Genomic DNA, 20,672 nt, shown 5'->3' on the forward strand with positions numbered 1-20,672 from the left:
ATTGTCAGAATACGCCGAATCAGATGCTTATTTTGCGCGATATGACTCGCAATCATTGAAATATGCGCGGCTTTCGCGCACATTATCCCCAAAAACCGCAGGAATTCCGCATGTCACTCGACCCGATGGACCTTGAACTGCTTGCCGCTTTGCAACGCGATTCCACCCAAACCGCACAAGAGTTGGGCGATGCACTCAACATGTCCGCGTCGCAGGCCGGACGCCGCAAGCAACGGCTTGAGGCCGAGGGTTACATCGCGGGTTACCGCGCTTACCTGAACCCCGAAAAAGTAGGGCTGACCGTGCAGGGGTTCATCCAGATTGTGATGGCCACACATACCGAACAAAACGCCCGCGACTTTGTGCGATTGACCAAAACAAGACCCGAGATTGTCGGCGCATGGACCCTGACAGGCGAAGCAGATTACCTGCTGCGGGTTTACTGTGCGGACCTGACCGCACTGAACATGCTGGTCCAGCAAGTGCTGCTGCCACATCCGGCCGTCAGCCGCGTGCAAAGCCAGATTGTGATGGAACGGGTGAAACCGGACGCGCCGCTGCCGCTGTAATTAGTAAAGACGCCGCAACTGATAGGCGCGCCGCGCCACAAACAGCATGACGATCCCGCCCGCCACAAATGCGGCACCAAAAGACAGGACCGATGCGATCGCGGCCCCGATGAACGGCGCGGTCAACAGGGCGACCGTATTGATCGCTTCGCTTAGCGCAGTGACACGCCCGATCTGCCCCGGAGCCACGTGATTTTGTATCACCGTGCGATAGGGGACAACAGTCATGGCAGAACACAGCCCAAGTGCGCCAAATATCCCGGTGTAGATCCAAACGGTCACACCGAGCCTTGCAAGTTCAAAGACGCCCAGCGCGATCACAAGCACCGCGCCCACACCCGACCCGATGGCGACCAGTAAAAACGGCCTCTTGGTCGGTTTTGCAGCGCCCAGCGCCAGCGCACCCAACACGCCGCCCGCGCCGACTGCGGCGAGCGACAGACCAAGGATGGTCTGCGAAAACCCCAATGCGCGCGTCAGCGGCGCAATCAGCGTGTCATAAAAGAACATCGCAAAGTATCCGGCACCCATCATCGCCAGCGCGGGGCGCAGTACCATGGAGCCGCGAACTGTGACCAAGCCAAGTTTGACCTCATCCATCATCGACATTTTGGCATCTGCGTTAGTCTGCGCGCGCGCAATGACAGGTAGTCGGAAGAACAAGCCGGCGGCGATCACAGAGACAATCGCATTCACCAGAAAAATCGCCTGCGGTGTCAACCAGATCAGCAAAGCGCCACCTAGCGCGGGTGCTGCGATCTTGGATGCTTGATTGATGGCATGGCTCAGCCCGTTCGCGCGCATCCGGCTGTCTTTGTCAGACAAGGCCTGAATGGCCGCCTGTTTGGCAGGTGTAAAAAAGCTATCAACCGCACTGCGCAGCAGGATGAACAGCAGCAGCACCTGCCAGCTTGGCGCAAAAAACAGAGCCGCCGTCATTACCGCACGCCCGATGTTGCTGATCACCAAAACCCGGTTGATCTGCGCCCGGTCGACAGCCACGCCCGCAAATGGCCCCACAATCAGATAGGGCAAGCCAAGACTGACGGCGAGCAAGGCAAAGACGAATGGATCAACCTGCCAGACATAGGCCAGCAACGCACCAATCGCCACGAAATCCAGCCAGTCCGCGAAATCAGCGGGCACCTGCGCAATCAGCAGATTGCGCAAATCAAGAGACATTTTCGACGGTGCCATTATTGACCTAGATTTAACCTAATACGCGTAGTTGAAATAGCCGGGCGGCAGCCTGGCTTACTTTGTGGTACCGTCTTGATGTGCCACTGCGGCAAAGACAAATCACAAACTGTTCTCTTTCAAAAGAAATTTTGACCGTTACACTGATGGTTAATACTCTAGAAAAAAGAGCATTTGAGCAAGAGACCGTGGCGGGCAGAACCGCGCCGGGGCAGCGTCAGGCAGATCGACAAAGATGGAAACCTTCCTTTTTCAAGCGACCATCTACCTGGGGGCCGCCGTTATCGCGGTGCCACTCGCGGCACGTTTGGGTCTGGGATCGGTTCTGGGGTATCTGCTTGCTGGCATCGTGATCGGCCCCGTCACCGGTTTGGTCGGGTCCGAAACCCAAGACCTGCAGCATTTTGCCGAATTTGGTGTTGTGATGATGCTGTTCCTGATCGGGCTAGAGCTGGAGCCGCGCGCGCTTTGGAACATGCGCCAGCGGCTGTTGGGTTTGGGCGGCATGCAAACCCTTTTGACAATGGCTGCGATCACGGCAGGCAGTCTTGCAATGGGGTATTCCCTGTCCACGGCCATCGCCATTGGCATGATCTTTGCGCTGTCCTCGACCGCGATCGTCTTGCAGACGCTGACCGAGAAGGGTTTGATGCAAACCGGCGGCGGGCGTGCGACTTTTTCCGTTTTGCTGGCCCAAGACATTGCCGTCATCCCGATGCTTGCGCTGCTCCCTTTGCTTGCAGTTCCCGCTGTCCTGAGCCTTGCGCCAGACGGATCGCTGGCCCTTGCGGATCATGGCGACGACCATCATGTCACGCTCAGCCTTGTCGAAGGCTTGCCCGGTTGGGGCGTGACACTGGTGACGCTGGGGGCGGTCGCCATGGTTGTTCTGGCAGGTACGTTTCTGACCCGCCCCGTCTTTCGCTATATCCACCACGCGCGCCTGCGCGAAATGTATACCGCCCTTGCCTTGTTGATGGTCGTCTCCACCGCCGTCCTGATGACAATGGTTGGGCTGTCACCTGCCTTGGGGACTTTTTTGGCCGGGGTTGTGCTCGCCAACTCTGAGTTCCGGCACGAATTGGAAAGCGACCTTGCCCCTTTCAAGGGCCTTCTTTTGGGGCTGTTCTTTATCACAGTTGGTGCCGGGATCGACTTTGAACTGCTCTTTTTTGACCCCGCCAGCATCATCGGCATTGCCATCGCTGTGATGGTGATCAAGGGTTTGATCCTTTTTGGTCTGGCCCTGCTGTTCAAGCTGCACAAGAAAGACCGCTGGCTGTTTACCCTTGGCCTTGCCCAAGCGGGTGAGTTTGGCTTTGTGCTGATTTCATTCTCGGTACAGCAGAATGTCCTACCAGATGCGCTTGCCGGGCAACTGTTGCTGGTGATCGCGCTGTCGATGCTGATCACCCCTCTTTTGTTCATCATCTACGAGCTGATCATCAAACGGATGGGCGACACGGAAGAAACCGAGCATGATGAGGTCGACGAACAAGGCACCGTGATCATCGCGGGCATTGGCCGTTTCGGGCAGATCGTGAACCGGCTGGTACAAAGTGCCGGGTTTGAAACTGTGGTCGTCGATAATGATCTCAAGACCGTGCAGATGATGCGCAAATTCGGGTTTCGCGGGTTCTTTGGTGACCCGACCCGCCCTGATCTGTTGAACGCCGCCGGGCTGGAGGATGCCCGCGTGCTGGTGGTGGCTGTTGATGACCGCGAGGCCGGCAACAAGCTGGTCCGCTACGCCCGCAAGACACGTCCCGATCTGCATATCATCGCGCGCGCCCGCAACCGGGTCCATGTACACGAACTGTATGACGCCGGGGCGAATGATATTGTGCGCGAAATGTTCGACAGTTCTTTGCGGGCGGGCCGTTATGCACTGGAAAACCTGGGCTTGTCAGAGTTTGAAGCGGCGGAACTGGAACAAGCCTTTTACCAGCACGACCGCACGGCGCTGCGCGAGTTGGCAGCACTTTGGCGGCCCGGCGTCCCGATTTCTCAGGTGCCGGAATATGTGGCGCGGGCGCGTGAACTCAACAGCACGCTTGAGATGGAACTGACAGCCCGCCAGCAAGCGAGCGAAAAGAACAAAGACGCGTCTTAGGCGTCACTTACCCCGGCTTCGGCAAAGGTAGCCATGCCGGAGTGACAAGCGATTGCCCCTTTCAGCACGCCAATCGCCAAAGCCGCACCTGATCCCTCACCCAGACGCAGCCCAAGCTGTAACAGAGGCTCTTTCCCCAAAGCATCCAGCAAACGCTGGTGCGCGCCTTCTGCGCTCAGGTGACCCGCAACGGTGTGATCCAGCGCGCCATCCACGGCCTTATGCAGGGCTGCCGCAGCAGCACAACAGATGAAGCCGTCAAGGATCACAGGGATGCGGTGGTGTCGTGCCGCGGCAATCGCCCCTGCCATCGCCGCCAATTCGCGTCCGCCGAGACAGCGCAGCGCCTCAAGCGGATCGGACGTGGCGTGCAAGGCCAGACCGCGCCCGACCACATCGGTTTTGCGCGCAAGTCCGGCATCATCCACGCCTGTCCCGCGCCCGGTCCAGTCAGCGGCATCACCACCCAAGACGGCAGCAGCGACGGCAGCGGCAGATGTTGTGTTGCCGATCCCCATCTCGCCGGTGACCAATAGGTCGGCATCAGGATCAACGGCCGTCCAGCCTGTTTGCAAGGCCGCGACGAAGTCTTCTTCGGTCATGGCGGGCGCTGTTGTGAAATCTGCGGTGGGTGTGTCCAGCGCCAGTGGGTAGACATCCATCTTCGCACCGAAAGCTTTCGACAGTTGGTTGATCGCGGCCCCGCCATGTTCAAAGTTGGCGACCATTTGGACCGTCACCTCAGGCGGAAAGGCCGAGACCCCTTGCGCACAAACGCCGTGGTTGCCAGCAAAGATAATCACCTGCGGTGCGTTGATCAGCGGGCGCGCATCACCGCGCCAGCTTGCGTACCAGATCGCCAGATCTTCCAACCGGCCCAGCGCGCCGGGGGGTTTGGTCAGCTGTGCGTTGCGGTCTTGCGCGCCAGTGGTGGCCGCAGCATCTGGGCCGGGGGCGGCCGCCATTGCATCGCGGAAGGTGGACGTACTGGTAAATGGCGCTTGCATCGCGTCCTCTCTGCGGTCAATTCTTGGTCTTGTTTAACGCAAGTCACAGCGATGAAAAGACCCCGAGGGACGCATTTTGTACAAACACGACAATGCCTTGATTGATCGGATTGATCTGCCTGCCGCACTTGGTTTGCTGACAAGGTTGCCAGTGGTTGTGGACAGCGCACGCGCCATGGATCGGGGGGCTGCTTCAGCGTGGGCCTATCCGCTGGTAGGCGTTATTCTGGGCGTGATCCTTGCCGCTGCAACAGCACTCATGCTGGCAATTGGCATCCCTGCGGGCATCGCGGCGGGGTTAGTGTTGGCCGGGTCGGTCGTGATGACGGGCGCAATGCACGAAGATGGGCTGGCTGACAGTGCTGATGGCCTCTGGGGTGGCTGGGACAAAGCGCGCCGGTTGGAGATCATGAAAGACAGCCATATCGGTGTCTACGGCACCTGCGCGATTGCGCTGTCGCTGTTGATCCGTTGGCTGGCGCTGGTCGTGATCGTGTCGATGGGGGCCTATTGGGTCGCCTTTGTCACGGCGGGCGCAGTGAGCCGGGCCAGTATGGTTGTTGTGATGGCAGCACTTCCCAATGCCCGCGATGGGGGGTTAAGCCGGAATGTGGGCCGTCCGGCATCGGCAACGATGTGGTTGGCGGTGGCGATTGCCGTTGGGTTTGCACTGCTTGGAGGTCACCCATGGGTTACCTTAGTTACAATTTTAACAACTTTGGCTTGTATCCTGATCGCCCGCGCCAAGATCGGCGGGCAGACCGGTGATATTCTGGGGGCAACCCAGCAAGTGACTGAAATCGCGGTGCTTATCGCGATTGTTGTGATGATAACTTAGCGTAAGACTCTACAGGCGAGCGCCGTTGCAAAGGACCGTCGGTCAACATGCGCCCCAATCGCGCGGGTTTGTAATTTACCATCTGTTAAGGTTGTGGCCATGATTTGCGACCAATCCGCATTGGCCGTGATCATCTCGGGCCCTTGCCCACAATCGCGGATACCGCCACCGATATCACGTTCACCGATCCGGTGATTGGTCAGGCCGGGCAGGTCTGCGACAGGTTCCAACGCACCATCCACAAAGCGCCAGACACGCAAGGTTTTTGCCAAATGCGGACGGTCGATGTAAGCGACCTCAACCAGCCCGTCACCATCAAGGTCAGCAACTCCGATGGGTGCGAGCCATCTGTTCGTGCGGCCAATATGCGGGGTTGCGGCGATCTTGCCTGTTTCATCATAGATGGCCAGCTGCGCGCCTTGTGGGAAATGCGTTTCAACCACGATGACTTCGGGTGCGCCATCGTTGTCGACATCGGCAAGGCGGGGGGCCACATCTTCGAACACACGGTCGAGTGGTAGGCTGAATTCGTAGACGTTTTTGCGCAGAAGAAGGGATTGGTTGATACCCCCCCGCCCACTGTCATCTGTGGTGATTTCAAGCGTGCCCCACTCTATCGCGTCACCCAAAATACCATGAGCGTAGCGATCTGTGGGTGCTGCATAGTCTGCCGACACAATCGTTTCGGCGCAGGCAGAGGTGGCCATGACAGCCACCAAAGCAAGGGTGCGTATCAAATCTGTTTTTCCGGCATCTGCACGCGCAGGCCGTCCAAATCATCTGTTACCTTCAACTGGCAGGTCAGGCGCGATTTGGCTGGGTCCGGCTCATACGCGAAATCCAGCATATCTTCTTCCATCGCGTCCTTGGCGGGCAGCTTTTCCACCCATGCGTCATCCACATAGACGTGGCACGTTGAACAGGCGCAAGCACCGCCGCAGTCGGCCTCGATCCCCGGTATGCCATTGTCGCGCGCGCCTTCCATGACGGTCAGCCCGTTGGCGACATCAACAACATGTTCTTTGCCGCCATGTTCGACGTAGGTAATCTTGGCCATTCTTGTCTGTCCCTTCGAAAAACGATTTGTCCGGAACTAACTAGTGCACGTTTTTCATGCTCGCCACCCCCAAATGTGATCATGTCAGGCGCTAACAGGTTTGTGCACTGTGGACTCTGGCGACGTAATCCTTACCTTTTCGCTACGTTGGGTCGGGAAGGCCCAAAACTAGGGAGATATTCATGAACTACATTACCAAAGCCGTTCTTGCGGCCAGCGTTGCTGTCGCCGCACCCATGGCGCAGGCACAGGACGCAGAGCCAGCCAGCTATATCCTTGCAACCGCATCCACCGGCGGCACCTATTATCCGGTTGGGGTTGCCCTTTCAACACTGGTGAAGGTCAAGCTTGAGCCAAGCCAGAAAATCGGCATGTCCGCCATCAGCTCTGCCGGGTCCGGTGAAAATGTCCGCCTGATCCGTGAAGGCGAAGCGCAATTCGGCATTTTGCAGGGCCTCTTTGGATATTATGCGGCCACCGGCACTGGCCCGGTTGATGAACCACAAGAACACCTGCGTTCGGTCTCTATGCTGTGGCAGAACGTCGAGCAGTTTGTCGTGGCTTCTGATGTCGCAACAACCGGCACGATCGAAGATATGGTTGCGCTGAAAGGCGAAGGCATGGCTTTGGGTCGTCAAAACTCTGGCACTATCGGGTCTAACCGCACTATCATGGCAGGCTTTGGCGTCGATATCGAAACCGACTATGAGCTGGTCTTTGCAGGCTACGGTCCATCGGCCGAGGCGTTGCAAAACGGTCAGGTCAAAGGGATCAGCACGCCAGCGGGTGTTCCAACGGGTGCAATCAGTCAGTTGATGGCGTCAGCAGGTGACGGTGTGACGATGTTGGACTTCACGGATGAGCAACTGGCAATGGCCGACGGTGATCGTGGTCTTTGGACGCGCTATGTGATTCCTGCTGGCACTTATCCGGGCCAGACTGCGGATATCAACACAATCGCGCAGCCGAACTTCCTTGCCACACATGCTGATCTGCCAGAAGAGAACGTCTATCAGATCACCAAGACGATCTATGAAAACCTTGCCTTTCTGCAGGCAATCCACCCCGCGACCAAGGCAATGGCGCTAGAGGCGGCGATTGCTGGCCTGCCCGTGCCCCTGCACCCAGGTGCCGCGCGGTTCTATCAAGAGCAAGGGATTGAAATTCCCGAGCGTCTGATCGCAAACTAAAGATATCGCGGCCCGCGCCATAAAGGTGCGGGCCGTTTTGCATCTAAGGGGACGCATATGTCTGATGAAACCCCCGTCGAAGCCGCCGCACAGCGTGACTTTACCGGCCTGATCAATACCGCTCTTTCCATACTTTGTTTTTTCATTGCGGTTGGGCACATATATGTGGCCTTTGACCCGCTTATTTCCGAATTCCAGCGCAACGCTTATCACTTTGCCGGTTTTGCATTTCTGGCAGCGGTCCTGAACCCGATGATCCGGGGCAAGACGCGCAGCAAACCGATGCTGGCGTTTGATCTGACGTTAGGTGTGCTGGTGGCCATGGCCGCCATCTACATGCCCTTTGCTGAACAAGGGATTTACGACCGGGGCGTCAAATTCTCGGCCCTTGATTGGATTGCTGCGGTGATCTGTATCATTGGCGCGATTGAGCTGACGCGCCGCCTGACCGGATGGGTCATCCCCTGTCTGATTATCATCGCCATTTCTTATGTTGGCTGGTGGGGCCAGTTGATTGGGGGCGTGTTTTCGTTTCCGGGGCTCAGTTGGGAATCTATCGCGTTTCGCTCGATCTTTGGCGATGACGCGATGTTTGGCACGATTGCGCGGATTTCTTCGACTTTCGTGTTTCTGTTTATCATCTTTGGCGCGTTCCTATTGCGGTCAGGCGCCGGTGATTTTGTCATCAACATCGCCCGCGCGATTGCCGGACGTTTGGTTGGTGGTCCGGGGATCGTGGCCGTGATTGCATCCGGTTTGACCGGGACTATTTCGGGATCTGCTGTGGCCAACACCGCATCCACCGGTGTCATTACAATCCCGCTTATGAAAAAGGCGGGCTTTCCACCAAAATTCGCAGGCGGGGTTGAGGCCGCGTCTTCCACAGGTGGCCAGTTGATGCCGCCCATCATGGGTGCCGGTGCCTTTGTGATGGCCAGCTTCACACAGATTCCCTACGAGACCATTGTTGCGGTCGCGGCACTCCCTGCCTTGCTTTATTTCCTCTCGGTTGTCTTCTTCGTTCGCATCGAAGCCCGCCGTCTGGGCCTGAAACCGATGGAGAGTGATGGCGAAACAATCGGCTCTGCTTTCAAGAAAGGCGGCGCAAGCTTTGTAATACCCATTGGGGGTTTGATCGCGATGCTGGTGTCGGGCTTTACACCCGCCTATGCCGCAGTCTTTGGCATTCTGGCAGTGATTGCATCCAGCTGGTTGACCCAGAACCCCATGGGACCGCGCGCGGTGTTTGAAGCGCTGGTAATGGGCACCAAGGGTATGATCATGACGGCTGTGTTGCTGTGCGCCGTCGGCCTTGTGGTCAATGTGATCGCGACCGCAGGCATCGGTAACACCTTCAGCCTGATGATCGCGGACTGGGCAGGTGGCAATCTGTTGATCGCTATCGTCATGGTCGCGATTGCCAGCCTTGTGCTGGGCATGGGCCTGCCTGTGACGGCCGCCTATATCGTGCTTGCCACGCTGTCGGCTCCTGCGCTTGCGGGCATGATCTCGGACCGGTTTGTGATCGAAGCTTTGGCCGCTGGTACATTGGGTGACGCAGGCAATGCGGTGTTGATGTTTGGCGTGCCGGACCCATCCGTGCTGGCAGGCGCACTGGCCACTGAAGAGGCCACAGCGATCATTCGCGCCCTCCCCTTAGAGGTCGCGGCCCCTTTGCGCGATCTGGTTGTGCCACAAGAAGTGGCCGTGGCGGGTATTCTATCGGCGCATATGATCATCTTTTGGCTCAGCCAAGACAGTAACGTCACACCTCCGGTCGCGCTCGCCGCATTCACTGCGGCTGCCATTGCAAAGGCACCGGCCATGGCCACTGGCTTTGCCAGCTGGAAGCTCGCCAAGGGACTATACATCGTGCCGCTGATGATGGCCTACACGCCCTTCCTGTCAGGAGATTGGGGTGTGATGCTGGTGATCTTCGCCTTTGGCGTTATCGGCATTTACGGGCTGGCTGGGGCGTTGCAAGGGTGTATGGAAACACCGTTAAACCCGGTGTTGCGCATCGTGGCAGGGGTTGCAGGCGCAGCCTGTATCTGGCCTGCGCCGCTTTGGGTGCATCTGGCGGCCGCGGCTGTAGTGATCTTGCTGGTGCTCTACAATGCGCGGCAAGCGCCCGTTGCCATGGCCGAGCGTGACCTTGCGTGACACATAAAGGCAGTTGTCTGTGCGGGATGATCACCTTCACCGTTACAGGTGACTTACCCGGCCTGAGCGCCTGCCACTGCACAGCCTGCCGCAAGCACTCGGGGCATTATGAGGCATCTGTCGATGTCGCGCGTTCGGCCCTCAAAGTGTCCGGTGAGACGCATGTGAAATGGTATCAATCGTCCGAAAAGGTACGCCGGGGGTTTTGCGGTCATTGCGGGTCGACGCTGTTTTGGGACCCGATCTTTCAGGATTGGACGGCCATTGCGATGGGCGCATTTGATACCCCGACCGGAACGCAGATCGAGCGGCACATCTTTGTGTCTGAGAAAGGTGATTACTATACGATCACAGACGGCTTGCCGCAAAACGAACGCTGAACGCCGTCTTTCTTCGTCCAATCAAACTTCCGCCGGAGGCATCGAAGTCTTGCAACACGCGGCGGTCTTTGTTTGACACGCCGCACAAAAAAGGCGGCCCCGCCGGACCGCCTTTTTCTACATTTCCAGACGGGTCTTACTCTTCCAAAACAAGCGCCACAAACCGTGGATCACCGCCGCGCCGCACCAGCAGCAAGAGCGATTTGCGCCCTGCTTCGGTCGCCGCTTCGATCCGCTCTTCCAGATCGGAAACCGATGCGACAGGTTCCTGCCCGGCCTCGGTGATCACGTCACCTTCCAACAGGCCTTTGGATGCCGCCTCAGAGTCCGGGTTGATCGCGGTGATCACCAGTCCTGTATCGACCGAAAGCGAAAACTGGTCAGTCAGGTCTGGTGTGATTTCTGACAACGTCAGACCAAGAATTTCAGACTGCTCTGGTGCGGCTTCTTCCTCGGTTGAGGCAGGGAAAGCCACTGCTTCGGATGTCTCGCGACGTCCCAGAACAACGATCAGGTCTTCCATGTCGCCGTCACGCAGGACGGCGACGGGCACTTCTTTACCGACAGGGGAATTCCCAACGATACGGACCAATTCGCGGGTGTCTTCGATCTCGATGCCGTCAAAGTTCAGGATCACGTCGCCGGCGAGCATGCCTGCGTTTTCAGCCGGGCCAGCAGGCACATCCGTGACCAGCGCACCACGGGCCAGATCAAGCCCTTCGATCGCTTCGACCATATCGGGGGTTACGTCCTGAATACGGACACCCAACCAACCGCGGCGGGTTTCGCCAAACTCGATCAGTTGATCGACCACATTCGTAACAACGGCAGAGGACATCGCAAAGCCAATACCGATCGAGCCGCCATTGGGCGAAAGGATCGCTGTGTTTACACCGATGACTTCGCCAACCATGTTGAACAATGGCCCGCCCGAGTTACCACGGTTGATCGCCGCATCCGTCTGGATGTAGTCATCGTAGGTGCCGGAAAGCGCACGGTCACGCGCGGACACGATACCGGCTGAGACCGAGAAGCCTTGACCAAGCGGGTTACCCATGGCCATGACCCAGTCGCCCACGCGCGAACCTTCGGCGGTGCTGTCACCGAATTCGACAAATGGCAGACCATCAAGATCAACCTTGAGTACGGCAATATCTGTGTTTGGGTCTGTGCCGATCAACTCGGCTGGCACACCAGGTTCACCGCCGGGGTAGAATTCGATCAGGATCTCATCTGCGCCCTCAATCACGTGATTGTTGGTGACGATAAAGCCGTCCTCCGAGATCACGAAACCGGAGCCAAGCGCGGATGATCTGCGCTGGCCTTGACCGGGACCACGATCAAGGTCGTTGAAGAAATCCTCAAATGGTGACCCTTCCGGCACAAGACCTTGCGGGCCTGTGCGGCCAGCGATTGTGGTGCTGGTTGTGATGTTCACCACCGATGGGCTGACTTGTTCGGCCAAGTCGGCGAAAGTTGCGGGACGGTTTTGCGCATTGGCAAAAGTCACCTGCGCCAGAACCAACGCGAACGCTGTGGCCAATGTCGTCACGAACGCCATAAGCAAACGGCGCGCGTGTTGCTGGTCTTGTTGAATTGCGATTGCCTTGGACTTCACGGGGCAAATCTCCTTTGTCTTGGACATGGGGCCGCTCTACTGCTGCCCTTTTCACTTACTGATGTTCTATGTAGGGCGCGATTTGTGCAACGCAAACTTCGCTACTCACCGCTCAATTGGACGTGATTTCTCGTGTTTGCTTTGAAACGTTCGCAGATTGTATCGTGCAAAAGGCAAATGCGGGGCATTGGACAAAAAAGGGCCAGCACAATGGCTGGCCCTTTCTATCGTTCAATGCAAAGCGCTTACTGGCCCGCCGCGCGCCCCTCGTCGGACTTCAGATAGTTGAAGAACTCATTATCCGGCGATAGCACCATAGTAGAATTGCCCGGTGTCAGTGACCGCTGATAGGCTGTCATGGACCGGTAGAACTCAAAGAATTCTGGATCACGCCCAAAGGCGGACGCAAAAATCTCGTTCCGCTGCGCGTCTGCTTCACCTTGGATGATCTGCCCTTCGCGTTCGGCCTCGGACACCAGTTCGATCACAGTACGATCTGCACCGGCACGAATTCGCTGTGCGGCTTCGTTACCGCGCGCACGCTCGTCTGCGGCTTCCCGGTCCCGTTCGGCCTTCATACGCTCATAAGTGGCGTTCAGGTTTTCTGGTGGCAGGTCTGTGCGCTTCAAGCGCACGTCGATGACTTGCAAGCCCAGCGCCTGCGCTTCGGCGATGGCCGAGTTCCGGATACGCAGCATGAGCGCTGCACGATCAACCGACAGGATGTCGTTGGATGACACCGAACCCAGAACCTCACGTGTTTCAGCACGCAGGATACTGTCAAGACGACGGGCCGCGGCCTCTTCGCCGCCGGCACCAACGGCGCGGCGGAACTGCTCGACATCGGCAATCCGGTAGCGGGCAAAGGCATCGACAACCAAACGGCGATCGTCAGAAGGCGTCACTTCGAGCGGTTCCAGATCACGGCTGAGGATACGGTCGTCATAGCGCACGACCTCTTGGATCAGCGGGATTTTGAAACCAAGCCCTGGTTCTTCCTGCACACGGACGATCTGACCAAACTGGAGCACCAGCGCCTTTTCACGTTCGTCCACGATAAAGACCGAAGACAACGCACCGATCACGACAACCGCAACTGCGGGTAAAAGAAATGCTGACTTACGCATTAGTTCGTTCCTCCAGCGGGCGCAGGTGTACGGCGCAATTCATTGAGCGGCAGATATGGGACAACGCCTTGTCCGCCCGCGCTTCCCTCATCAAGTAGGATGATGTCGACGCCACCAAGGACGCTTTCCATGGTTTCCAGATAAAGACGCTTGCGCGTTACCTCAGGCGCCTGCTCATATTCGCCCAAAACGGCAAGGAAACGGCTGGCTTCACCTGTTGCTTCATTGACGACGCGGGCGCGGTAACCTTCGGCTTCTTCAAGAATTTGTGCCGCCTGACCACGCGCTTCTGCAACCACCTGGTTGGCATAGGCGTCGGCCACGTTCTGTACCCGATCACGCTCTTGTTCGGCATCCTGAACGGCGCGGAAAGAGGCGATAACAGGTTCTGGCGGATCGGCTTTGTCGAAGTTGACACGAATGATCGTCACGCCGCTTGTGTAGATATCAAGCGTGTCCTGGATCGACTCGCGCAAGCGGTCGGCAATCGCGCCACGGTCCCGGTTCAGGATCGGTGCCAGCTCTGACTGTGAAATAATCTCGCGCATCGCGGACTCAGCTGTTGCCTCAATCGTCTGCGGAGGGTTTGCGAGGTTAAAGAGATAGAGTTGCGGATCAGCAATGTTCCAGACAACCTGAAAGTCGATGTCCACGATGTTTTCATCACCAGTCAGCATCAAACCAGCGTCGCCGCCTGTCCGGCTCACGCCGATGTCGATGTTACGCTCGGTTGTGACTGCGATGACTTCACGGGTCACGATCGGCCAAGGCGCAAAGTTTAGCCCTGGCTCACCAACGGCGAAGAATTCACCCAAGAAAAGTTCAACTGACTTTTCTTCCGGCCGGACTGTGTAGAACGACGCATAAAGCCACAATGCAATGACGCCAAGAATACCCAAACCGACTGTACCGCGTGTGATCTGGGGGCCACCGCCACCACCGCCTCCGGAGCGTTTGCTGCCATCACCGCCACCGCCCATCAGGACGCGGAGTTGCTCTTTGCCCTTGTTGACCAGTTCATCAATCTCGGGGATGCCCGGGCCGTCATTATTTGGCTTACGACCACCACTGTCGCGGTCATCATCGTTCCTGCCGCCCGAACCGTTGTTTCCACCGCCGCCCCAAGGGCCACCGTTATTTCCTGCCATTGTTTCCTATGCTTCCTTTTAGCGATACCCCACCACCGCGGGCTGTCATTGTGCCATGTGTGGCTTGATTTGTCGAAATCAAGCGGTCCGCATGGGTTCCTTCATGGTCACCAGTTCTTCGGCCATTGTGGGGTGCACCGCAACAGTCCGATCAAAGTCTTCTTTTGTGGCACCCATCTTGACCGCAATTCCAGCCAGTTGGATCATTTCGCCCGCATGATCTGCGACGATATGACAGCCTAACACCTTGCGCGTCTCAACGCTGACCACAAGCTTCATCAACACTCTGTCATCACGCCCGGCAAAGGCATGGTTCATCGGTTTGAACGAGGTGCAATAAATCTCAACCGGTTCAATCTCGCGCGCTTCTTCCTCGGTCAGGCCAACAGTACCCAGTTCAGGCTGCGTGAAGACCGCAGATGGGATCAATTCGTGATCCACCGGCGTCGGGTTGCCTTTGAATACGGTTTCCACAAAGGCCATGCCTTCGCGGATCGCCACGGGCGTCAGCTGCACCCGGTTGGTGACATCGCCGATGGCATATATCGAGGGCACTGCGGTTTGGCTGAATTCATCAACAACAATCTCGCCTCGGCGCCCGACCTCAACGCCGGCGGCCTGAAGTCCCATGTCTTCGGTGTTCGGCGACCGCCCGGTTGCGAACATGACCTGATCATAGACGTTTTCAGTACCGTTGGTCGCCTTCACCCAAATACCCTTACCGTTCCCTGCACCCGACATGGCAACGGGTCGTCCGCCCTCCATCGGGACACCCTGTGTTGCACCCGCGAGATCATCATCTGTCGCTTCGCGCATTTCAACGATGTTGGTGCCCAGATGCAGGTCAACACCTTTGGCGCGCATGCCTTCCGCGACCAGACCGCGTGCCTCGTCGTCAAAACCGCGCAGGATCTGCGCGCCGCGATAGAATTGGGTCACTTGGACGCCAAGCCCGTTCAGGATGCCTGCAAATTCAGACGCGATGTAACCACCGCCGATGATCAGGATGGATTTGGGCATCTCCTTGAGCTGAAATATCTCATTCGAGGTGATACCCAGTTCGGCCCCCGGCATGTCGGGGATCACAGGGCGCCCGCCTGTTGCCACAAGGATATGTTTGGCAGTGACCTCTTTGCCGGTCGACAAGGTGACAGTATGCGGGTCCTTGAGCTTGGCCCGCGCATCGACGATTTCGACGTTGGAGCCTTCCAGCAGCTTGCGGTAAATCCCTTCAAGCCGGTCGAGTTCGGAATTCAGTTTCGTACTGAACCGGGGCCAGTCAAAGGGTCCGTCCTGCACGTCCCAGCCGTAGGCGCGGGCGTCATCGAACATTTCCGAATAACCGGACGCAAAGACCATCAGCTTTTTGGGCACGCAGCCCCGGATCACGCAAGTCCCGCCCATGCGGTATTCCTCGGCCAGCGCCACTTTGGCCCCGGTTGCGGATGCCACACGCGCGGCACGCACACCGCCAGAGCCGCCCCCAATGACGAAAAGGTCATAGTCAAAAGTCATGAAGCAGGCTCCGATATTCTAAAGGTCAGGACACAGCAGGTCAGTCGGCCATATCCGAAAAGATGTTCTCATCGTCCAGCACCTCGAAACGGACAACATCAGAGGTGTCATTCGTGATATCACGGGTCGTCACTGTGCCGTCAGCGTGGCCGACGATGACAACATCACAGATGTCGATGAACAATCCATTTTCAACCACGCCGGGGATCTGATTGATCACAAGGCTGAGTTGGCGCGGATTGCCGATGCGCTTGAGGTGCAGATCAAGGATAAAATTGCCCTCGTCGGTGACGAACGGTTCATCACCCTGCATCCGCTGCACGACCTCATTGCCCAGCACATCCATGCCGGTCAACGTTTCGGCAATCAGGTTTTGGGTGATGGGCAGACCAAAGGGAACCACCTCAAGCGGCAAGGGAAACGCACCAAGTGTGTCGACCTTCTTGCTGGCATCCGCGATGACGATCATGCGGTCACTGGCTGTCGCCACGATTTTTTCGCGCAAGTGCGCCCCGCCGCCGCCTTTGATCAGCGTCAGTTCATCGTCATATTCATCTGTGCCGTCGATGGTGATATCGAGCCATTTCGCCTCATCCAGGGCGATCACATCAATGCCAACATCGCGCGCCAGCTTTGCGGTGCGGTTGGATGTCGGCACACCTTTGATCTTGAGCCCTTCTTCACGGACCATTTCGCCAAGGCATTGCACAAGCCAGGCGGCGGTTGATCCGGTGCCAAGGCCAACCTTCATGCCAGACGTGACGTATTCGCTGGCTTGTTTGGCTGCCACAAACTTTGCCTTGTCGATCGGGGACAACTGACCGCCCATGATACCCACTCCCAAATGCGTTTGGCGTGCTTATAGGCAAGATTGCAGCGGGGTGCGAGGCCCCAAATGACCATAAGACACACCAAAAGAGATCAGGCGCATTTTCTTTGGTGAAACGTCGCATTTGGCTAGCCCGACAAGCGGGGGATCAGATAGCCAGTCTGCATGACCGCCGATTTGCGCCTTCACTATGCCCCTGACAATGCCTCGCTTTGCGTGCGGTTGGCGTTGGAGGAGCTGGAAGTGCCTTATCAGACCGTTCTGGTTGACCGTGCCAAGCAAGGCCAAAAATCGGCGCAGTTCCTCGCACTGAACCCCAATGGGCTGATACCGGTGCTGGAGACACCCCAAGGACCGCTGTTTGAAACGGCGGCCATTCTGATGTGGCTGGCGGAACGGCACGGCAGGCTGATGCCAGCGGTCGATCATCCAGATCGTATGCATGCGGTTCAGTGGATGGTCTGGCTGGCCAACACCCTGCATCCGACCTTGCGGATGATGTTTTATCCGCAGCAATATGCGGACGGGGATACCGCCCCGACCCACCGGATGGCAGGGATGCGATTGCGGGCGCATCTGGATGTACTGGCAGCGGCTCAGACGGCGGATTGGTTGGATCGGGACGACCCCACGATCCACGCCTGCTATCTCGCACCGATGCTGCGATGGCCAGCGCTCTATGGCGGCGGGGCTGACTGGTTTGACCTTGCCAAGTGGCCGCGCCTGCATGCATTTGCCAAACGCACAGAAGCACGCGAGAGTGCAAGGCGGGCAGCTTTGGCCGAGGGGCTGGGGCCCACGCCATTTTCGCACCCCTCGCCTTGTAACCCACCAGAAGGATCGGCGCTTTAGCATGTTTCTCTCCGTTTTCGATATGTTCAAAGTGGGCGTTGGCCCGTCGTCGTCTCATACGATCGGGCCGATGGTGGCTGCTGCTCGGTTTCTTGATCACTTACGCGCGCAGCCCTTTGGGGTTGCCGGGGTGCAGGCATCGCTGCACGGCAGTCTGGCGTTTACCGGTGTTGGTCATGCGACGGATCGCGCCGTGATCCTTGGGTTGGCCGGGTTTCGGGCCGACGATTATGACGCCGAAAAAGCCGAAGCCGAACTGACGCGCATCGCAAGTGACCACACAGTGTCACCTGACGGGCTTGGTACGCTGCGGTTTCACCCCAAGGATGATCTGATCTTTGACTACGGCCCTGCCCTGCCCGGTCATGCCAACGGGATGATCCTGAAGGGCACCGATGCCCAAGGCGACGTGATCACGCAAGTGACTTATTATTCCATTGGCGGCGGCTTTGTTCTAACCGAAGCCGAGTTGGCGGCAGGCAAGGACAGTGACACTGGCCCGCCCGTTCCGTTCCCGTTTCATACAGCGCAGGAAATGCTGGATATGGCCGATATGGCGGGCAAAAGCATCGCTGAGATGAAGCGCACGAACGAGCTGTCGCGCATGCCGGGTGCCGATCTGGACAAAGGTCTGGCCCGCATATGGGAGGTGATGAACAACTGCATCACCCGCGGGCTGGAAACCGACGGGGTCTTGCCCGGCGGTTTGCATGTGCGCCGCCGCGCGAAGGGGATTTATGATGCATTGCAGGCCGAGCGGGGCATGAACCTGACAGCCCCGCATACGATCAATGACTTTATGTCGACCTATGCGATGGCCGTGAATGAAGAAAACGCAGCAGGCGGACAGGTTGTGACCGCACCAACCAACGGGGCCGCCGGGGTGATCCCGGCCACGATCCGCTATTGGCTAGATCATGTACCAGGTGCGGCTGCCAGCCGCGTGCCGGAGTTTTTGCTGACGGCGGCGGCGATTGGCGGGCTGATCAAATACAACGCCTCCATTTCCGGGGCCGAATGCGGCTGTCAGGCAGAGGTCGGCAGCGCCGCCGCGATGGCCGCGGCAGGATTTGCCGCCGTGCTTGGCGGAACCCCGGAACAAATTGAAAATGCGGCGGAAATCGCGCTTGAGCATCATCTGGGTATGACTTGCGATCCGGTCAAAGGTCTGGTGCAGGTGCCCTGTATTGAGCGCAACGGGTTGGGTGCGATCAAGGCGGTCTCTGCCGCGTCACTGGCGATGCGCGGCGATGGCGTGCATCTGGTGTCGCTGGATGTTGCAATTGAGACAATGCGCCAGACCGGAGCGGATATGAGCGAGAAATACAAGGAAACGGCCTTGGGTGGTTTGGCGGTGAACGTGCCCAACTGCTGATTTTGGTACTGCTTGGGGTGGCATTGAAGCCTCCGGCGGGCGTCATTTAGGCCAGATGATACGGGAAGTGGCGGCGATTGCCGCCAGTGTTTTGTGCGCTTAGGGTAACGTCATGACAACGGACCGTCCCTTTCTTGGTGTGATGCTGATGCTGGCCTTTTGTGTGCTGGCCCCTTTGGGTGACAGCATTGCAAAGCTGTTGGGCGGGGTTGTTGCGCTGAGCGTTCTGGTCTTCGTGCGGTTCGGTATTCAGGCGGCGATTTTATTGCCATTGGTTGCGATCAGCGGGCAAGGGTTTCGCCTGCCCCAAGGTATTCTGATGTGGACCCTGATCCGCACCGTGCTGCATATTCTTGGGATCGGGTTGATGTTCAGCGCCTTGCGGTATCTGCCGCTCGCGGATGCGCTGGCGATCGCTTTTGTCATGCCCTTTATCATGTTGATGTTGGGACATTTTGCGATGGGTGAGCATGTTGGGGTGCAGCGCATGGTGGCCTGTGCCATTGGATTTATCGGCACGCTATTGGTGATCCAGCCGAATTTTGTCGAGGTCGGCTATCCGGCCCTTCTGCCACTGGGTGTGGCCGTGGTTTTTGCGCTGTTTATGATGGTGACGCGCAAAATTGCGCGGGCATTGGACCCGATTAAACTGCAAGCAATCAGCGGGGTGCAGGCGACCGTGATCCTGCTGGTGGTTCTGATCGCACTGCCGGGCATATTTGGCGCGGTCAGCCTGCAATTTGATCCGCATACCTGGATCTTGCTTGGTGCTCTTGGCGTGATCGGCACCTTTGCGCATCTTTTCATGACTTGGAGTTTGCGATTTGCGCCCGCATCGACACTGGCACCGATGCAATATCTGGAAATCCCATTTGGCACCGCAATCGGATGGTTGATCTTCTCCGACCTGCCAAATGGCCTTGCTGCTGTCGGGATCTGTATCACCGTGGGCGCAGGTCTTTACATCATTCTGCGCGAACGACGGCTTGCAATGCAGTCTGCAAAAGCGCCCGCGGCAGTGTGATCAGCACCGGACCGTCGACCGCCAGGGTCACATCACCGCCAAGGGCGGCATTTGACGGGCTGGTGAAGCCATTGGGCGTCATCACCTGATCGGCAAACGGCCATCCAACTCCTGTCACTGTGACCGTTGCCGTCCCAAGCGGCATCATCGAAATCCGGCTGCCTTTTGGTGCAGAAAACGTGGTTTTGCCCTGCCGCGCCATAAAGCTGGCATCCTCTGTATCGGCCAATACAACAGCCCGGTCTGCGTATCGCGCCATGACGTTGAGCACCGACAAAATGTGATCAATGCGCCCCCCGGTAAACCCCAGCGCCAAGACCTTAGGGGCCACCACCCGCGTCAGTGCTTTTTCAAAGTCTGTCGATGACTGTTCTGCCACATGACACAGTTTGTCGGCAAATGTGGCACGCGCCGCTTCCGACAGACTGTCGAGATCACCGATGATTGCAGCGGGTGTGATTGCGGCCGCCAAGAGGTGATCTGCCCCCCCATCGACACCGATAAAGGCATCAACCCCCTTAGAAACAGAGGCAATTGCGTCATCTGCAATTGGGGCTCCCCCTACGAGGCAGACTAGTTTAGAACTTGAAACAATGGGTTCGGACTGCAAAGATTGCACCTCAATTCACAAACATTCCCTAAAAGGGTCACAAAATGAGCCCGAATGTCA

Annotated in this window: 19 protein-coding genes; 9 read left to right on the forward strand and 10 right to left on the reverse strand. The window is 57.7% G+C overall.

All coding sequences use genetic code 11. The features are described 5' to 3' along the window. Positions 1-110: 110 nt before the first annotated feature. Complete coding sequence (locus MWU60_RS11815; protein WP_247227536.1) at positions 111-569, forward strand: Lrp/AsnC family transcriptional regulator; 459 nt, start codon at positions 111-113, stop codon at positions 567-569. On the opposite strand, the gene MWU60_RS11820 is transcribed toward MWU60_RS11815, so the two are convergent. Continuing rightward, positions 570-1,751 (reverse strand): MFS transporter, encoded by a 1,182-nt coding sequence (locus tag MWU60_RS11820; RefSeq protein ID WP_247227537.1) that lies wholly within the window; start codon positions 1,749-1,751, stop codon positions 570-572. Positions 1,752-2,001: 250 nt separating this feature from the next. Here MWU60_RS11820 and MWU60_RS11825 point away from each other — a divergent pair, with 250 nt between their 5' ends. After that, the gene (locus MWU60_RS11825) at positions 2,002-3,879 is read left to right on the forward strand and encodes a cation:proton antiporter (protein ID WP_247227538.1); all 1,878 of its coding nucleotides are present in this window, start codon (positions 2,002-2,004) and stop codon (positions 3,877-3,879) included. On the opposite strand, the gene cobT is transcribed toward MWU60_RS11825, so the two are convergent. Then, positions 3,876-4,886 (reverse strand): nicotinate-nucleotide--dimethylbenzimidazole phosphoribosyltransferase, encoded by a 1,011-nt coding sequence (cobT, locus tag MWU60_RS11830; RefSeq protein WP_247227539.1) that lies wholly within the window; start codon positions 4,884-4,886, stop codon positions 3,876-3,878. The two genes, MWU60_RS11825 and cobT, sit on opposite strands and share 4 nt — an antisense overlap. A 76-nt stretch (positions 4,887-4,962) precedes the next feature. Here cobT and cobS point away from each other — a divergent pair, with 76 nt between their 5' ends. Continuing rightward, positions 4,963-5,724, forward strand: a complete 762-nt coding sequence (cobS, locus tag MWU60_RS11835) for an adenosylcobinamide-GDP ribazoletransferase (RefSeq protein ID WP_247227540.1) — start codon at positions 4,963-4,965, stop codon at positions 5,722-5,724. Here the strand turns inward: cobS and MWU60_RS11840 are convergent. Both MWU60_RS11840 and MWU60_RS11845 read right to left on the reverse strand, forming a co-directional pair. Then, a complete protein-coding gene (locus MWU60_RS11840; RefSeq protein ID WP_348644683.1) occupies positions 5,721-6,461 on the reverse strand; it encodes a VCBS repeat-containing protein in 741 nt (246 codons plus the stop codon). The two genes, cobS and MWU60_RS11840, sit on opposite strands and share 4 nt — an antisense overlap. Further along, the gene (locus MWU60_RS11845; RefSeq protein ID WP_247227541.1) at positions 6,458-6,781 is read right to left on the reverse strand and encodes a 2Fe-2S iron-sulfur cluster-binding protein; all 324 of its coding nucleotides are present in this window, start codon (positions 6,779-6,781) and stop codon (positions 6,458-6,460) included. The genes MWU60_RS11840 and MWU60_RS11845 overlap by 4 nt, the downstream gene beginning before the upstream one ends. A 182-nt stretch (positions 6,782-6,963) precedes the next feature. Here MWU60_RS11845 and MWU60_RS11850 point away from each other — a divergent pair, with 182 nt between their 5' ends. The 3 genes from MWU60_RS11850 to MWU60_RS11860 are packed head-to-tail and all read left to right on the forward strand — an operon-like array spanning position 6,964 to position 10,514. Then, positions 6,964-7,971 carry a TAXI family TRAP transporter solute-binding subunit gene (locus tag MWU60_RS11850; RefSeq protein ID WP_247227542.1) on the forward strand — a complete coding sequence of 336 codons (1,008 nt, stop codon included), beginning with the start codon at positions 6,964-6,966 and terminating at the stop codon, positions 7,969-7,971. Positions 7,972-8,028: 57 nt separating this feature from the next. Next, on the forward strand, positions 8,029-10,134 hold the full coding sequence (locus MWU60_RS11855; RefSeq protein WP_247227543.1) for a TRAP transporter fused permease subunit: 2,106 nt from the start codon (positions 8,029-8,031) through the stop codon (positions 10,132-10,134). 26 nt (positions 10,135-10,160) lie between these two features. Next, on the forward strand, positions 10,161-10,514 hold the full coding sequence (locus tag MWU60_RS11860; protein WP_247227544.1) for a GFA family protein: 354 nt from the start codon (positions 10,161-10,163) through the stop codon (positions 10,512-10,514). Between the two features lie 136 nt (positions 10,515-10,650). Here the strand turns inward: MWU60_RS11860 and MWU60_RS11865 are convergent, their stop codons facing one another. The 5 genes from MWU60_RS11865 to rpiA form a co-directional block, all read right to left on the reverse strand. Next, the gene (locus MWU60_RS11865) at positions 10,651-12,075 is read right to left on the reverse strand and encodes a Do family serine endopeptidase (RefSeq protein WP_247228006.1); all 1,425 of its coding nucleotides are present in this window, start codon (positions 12,073-12,075) and stop codon (positions 10,651-10,653) included. 302 nt (positions 12,076-12,377) lie between these two features. Beyond that, a complete protein-coding gene (locus MWU60_RS11870; RefSeq protein WP_247227545.1) occupies positions 12,378-13,259 on the reverse strand; it encodes a protease modulator HflC in 882 nt (293 codons plus the stop codon). Next, a complete protein-coding gene (gene hflK, locus MWU60_RS11875; protein WP_247227546.1) occupies positions 13,259-14,407 on the reverse strand; it encodes an FtsH protease activity modulator HflK in 1,149 nt (382 codons plus the stop codon). Before hflK ends, MWU60_RS11870 begins: the two co-directional genes overlap by 1 nt. 78 nt (positions 14,408-14,485) lie before the next feature. Next, positions 14,486-15,922 carry an FAD-dependent oxidoreductase gene (locus MWU60_RS11880; RefSeq protein WP_247227547.1) on the reverse strand — a complete coding sequence of 479 codons (1,437 nt, stop codon included), beginning with the start codon at positions 15,920-15,922 and terminating at the stop codon, positions 14,486-14,488. 40 nt (positions 15,923-15,962) lie between these two features. Then, positions 15,963-16,751, reverse strand: a complete 789-nt coding sequence (gene rpiA, locus MWU60_RS11885) for a ribose-5-phosphate isomerase RpiA (protein WP_247227548.1) — start codon at positions 16,749-16,751, stop codon at positions 15,963-15,965. Positions 16,752-16,916: 165 nt separating this feature from the next. Between rpiA and MWU60_RS11890 the strand changes: the two genes are divergently transcribed. The 3 genes from MWU60_RS11890 (at position 16,917) to MWU60_RS11900 (ending at position 20,002) form a co-directional block, all read left to right on the forward strand. Further along, the gene (locus MWU60_RS11890; RefSeq protein ID WP_247227549.1) at positions 16,917-17,603 is read left to right on the forward strand and encodes a glutathione S-transferase family protein; all 687 of its coding nucleotides are present in this window, start codon (positions 16,917-16,919) and stop codon (positions 17,601-17,603) included. Between the two features lies 1 nt (position 17,604). After that, positions 17,605-18,978 carry an L-serine ammonia-lyase gene (locus MWU60_RS11895; protein ID WP_247227550.1) on the forward strand — a complete coding sequence of 458 codons (1,374 nt, stop codon included), beginning with the start codon at positions 17,605-17,607 and terminating at the stop codon, positions 18,976-18,978. Positions 18,979-19,090: 112 nt separating this feature from the next. Then, positions 19,091-20,002 carry a DMT family transporter gene (locus tag MWU60_RS11900; protein ID WP_247227551.1) on the forward strand — a complete coding sequence of 304 codons (912 nt, stop codon included), beginning with the start codon at positions 19,091-19,093 and terminating at the stop codon, positions 20,000-20,002. Here MWU60_RS11900 and MWU60_RS11905 read toward each other — a convergent pair. After that, positions 19,944-20,621 carry a thiamine diphosphokinase gene (locus MWU60_RS11905; protein WP_247227552.1) on the reverse strand — a complete coding sequence of 226 codons (678 nt, stop codon included), beginning with the start codon at positions 20,619-20,621 and terminating at the stop codon, positions 19,944-19,946. The genes MWU60_RS11900 and MWU60_RS11905 overlap by 59 nt on opposite strands. Between the last annotated feature and the right edge of the window lie 51 nt (positions 20,622-20,672).

It is taken from the genome of Yoonia sp. F2084L, assembly GCF_023015625.1.
In the GTDB taxonomy this organism is placed as follows: Bacteria; Pseudomonadota; Alphaproteobacteria; order Rhodobacterales; family Rhodobacteraceae; genus Yoonia.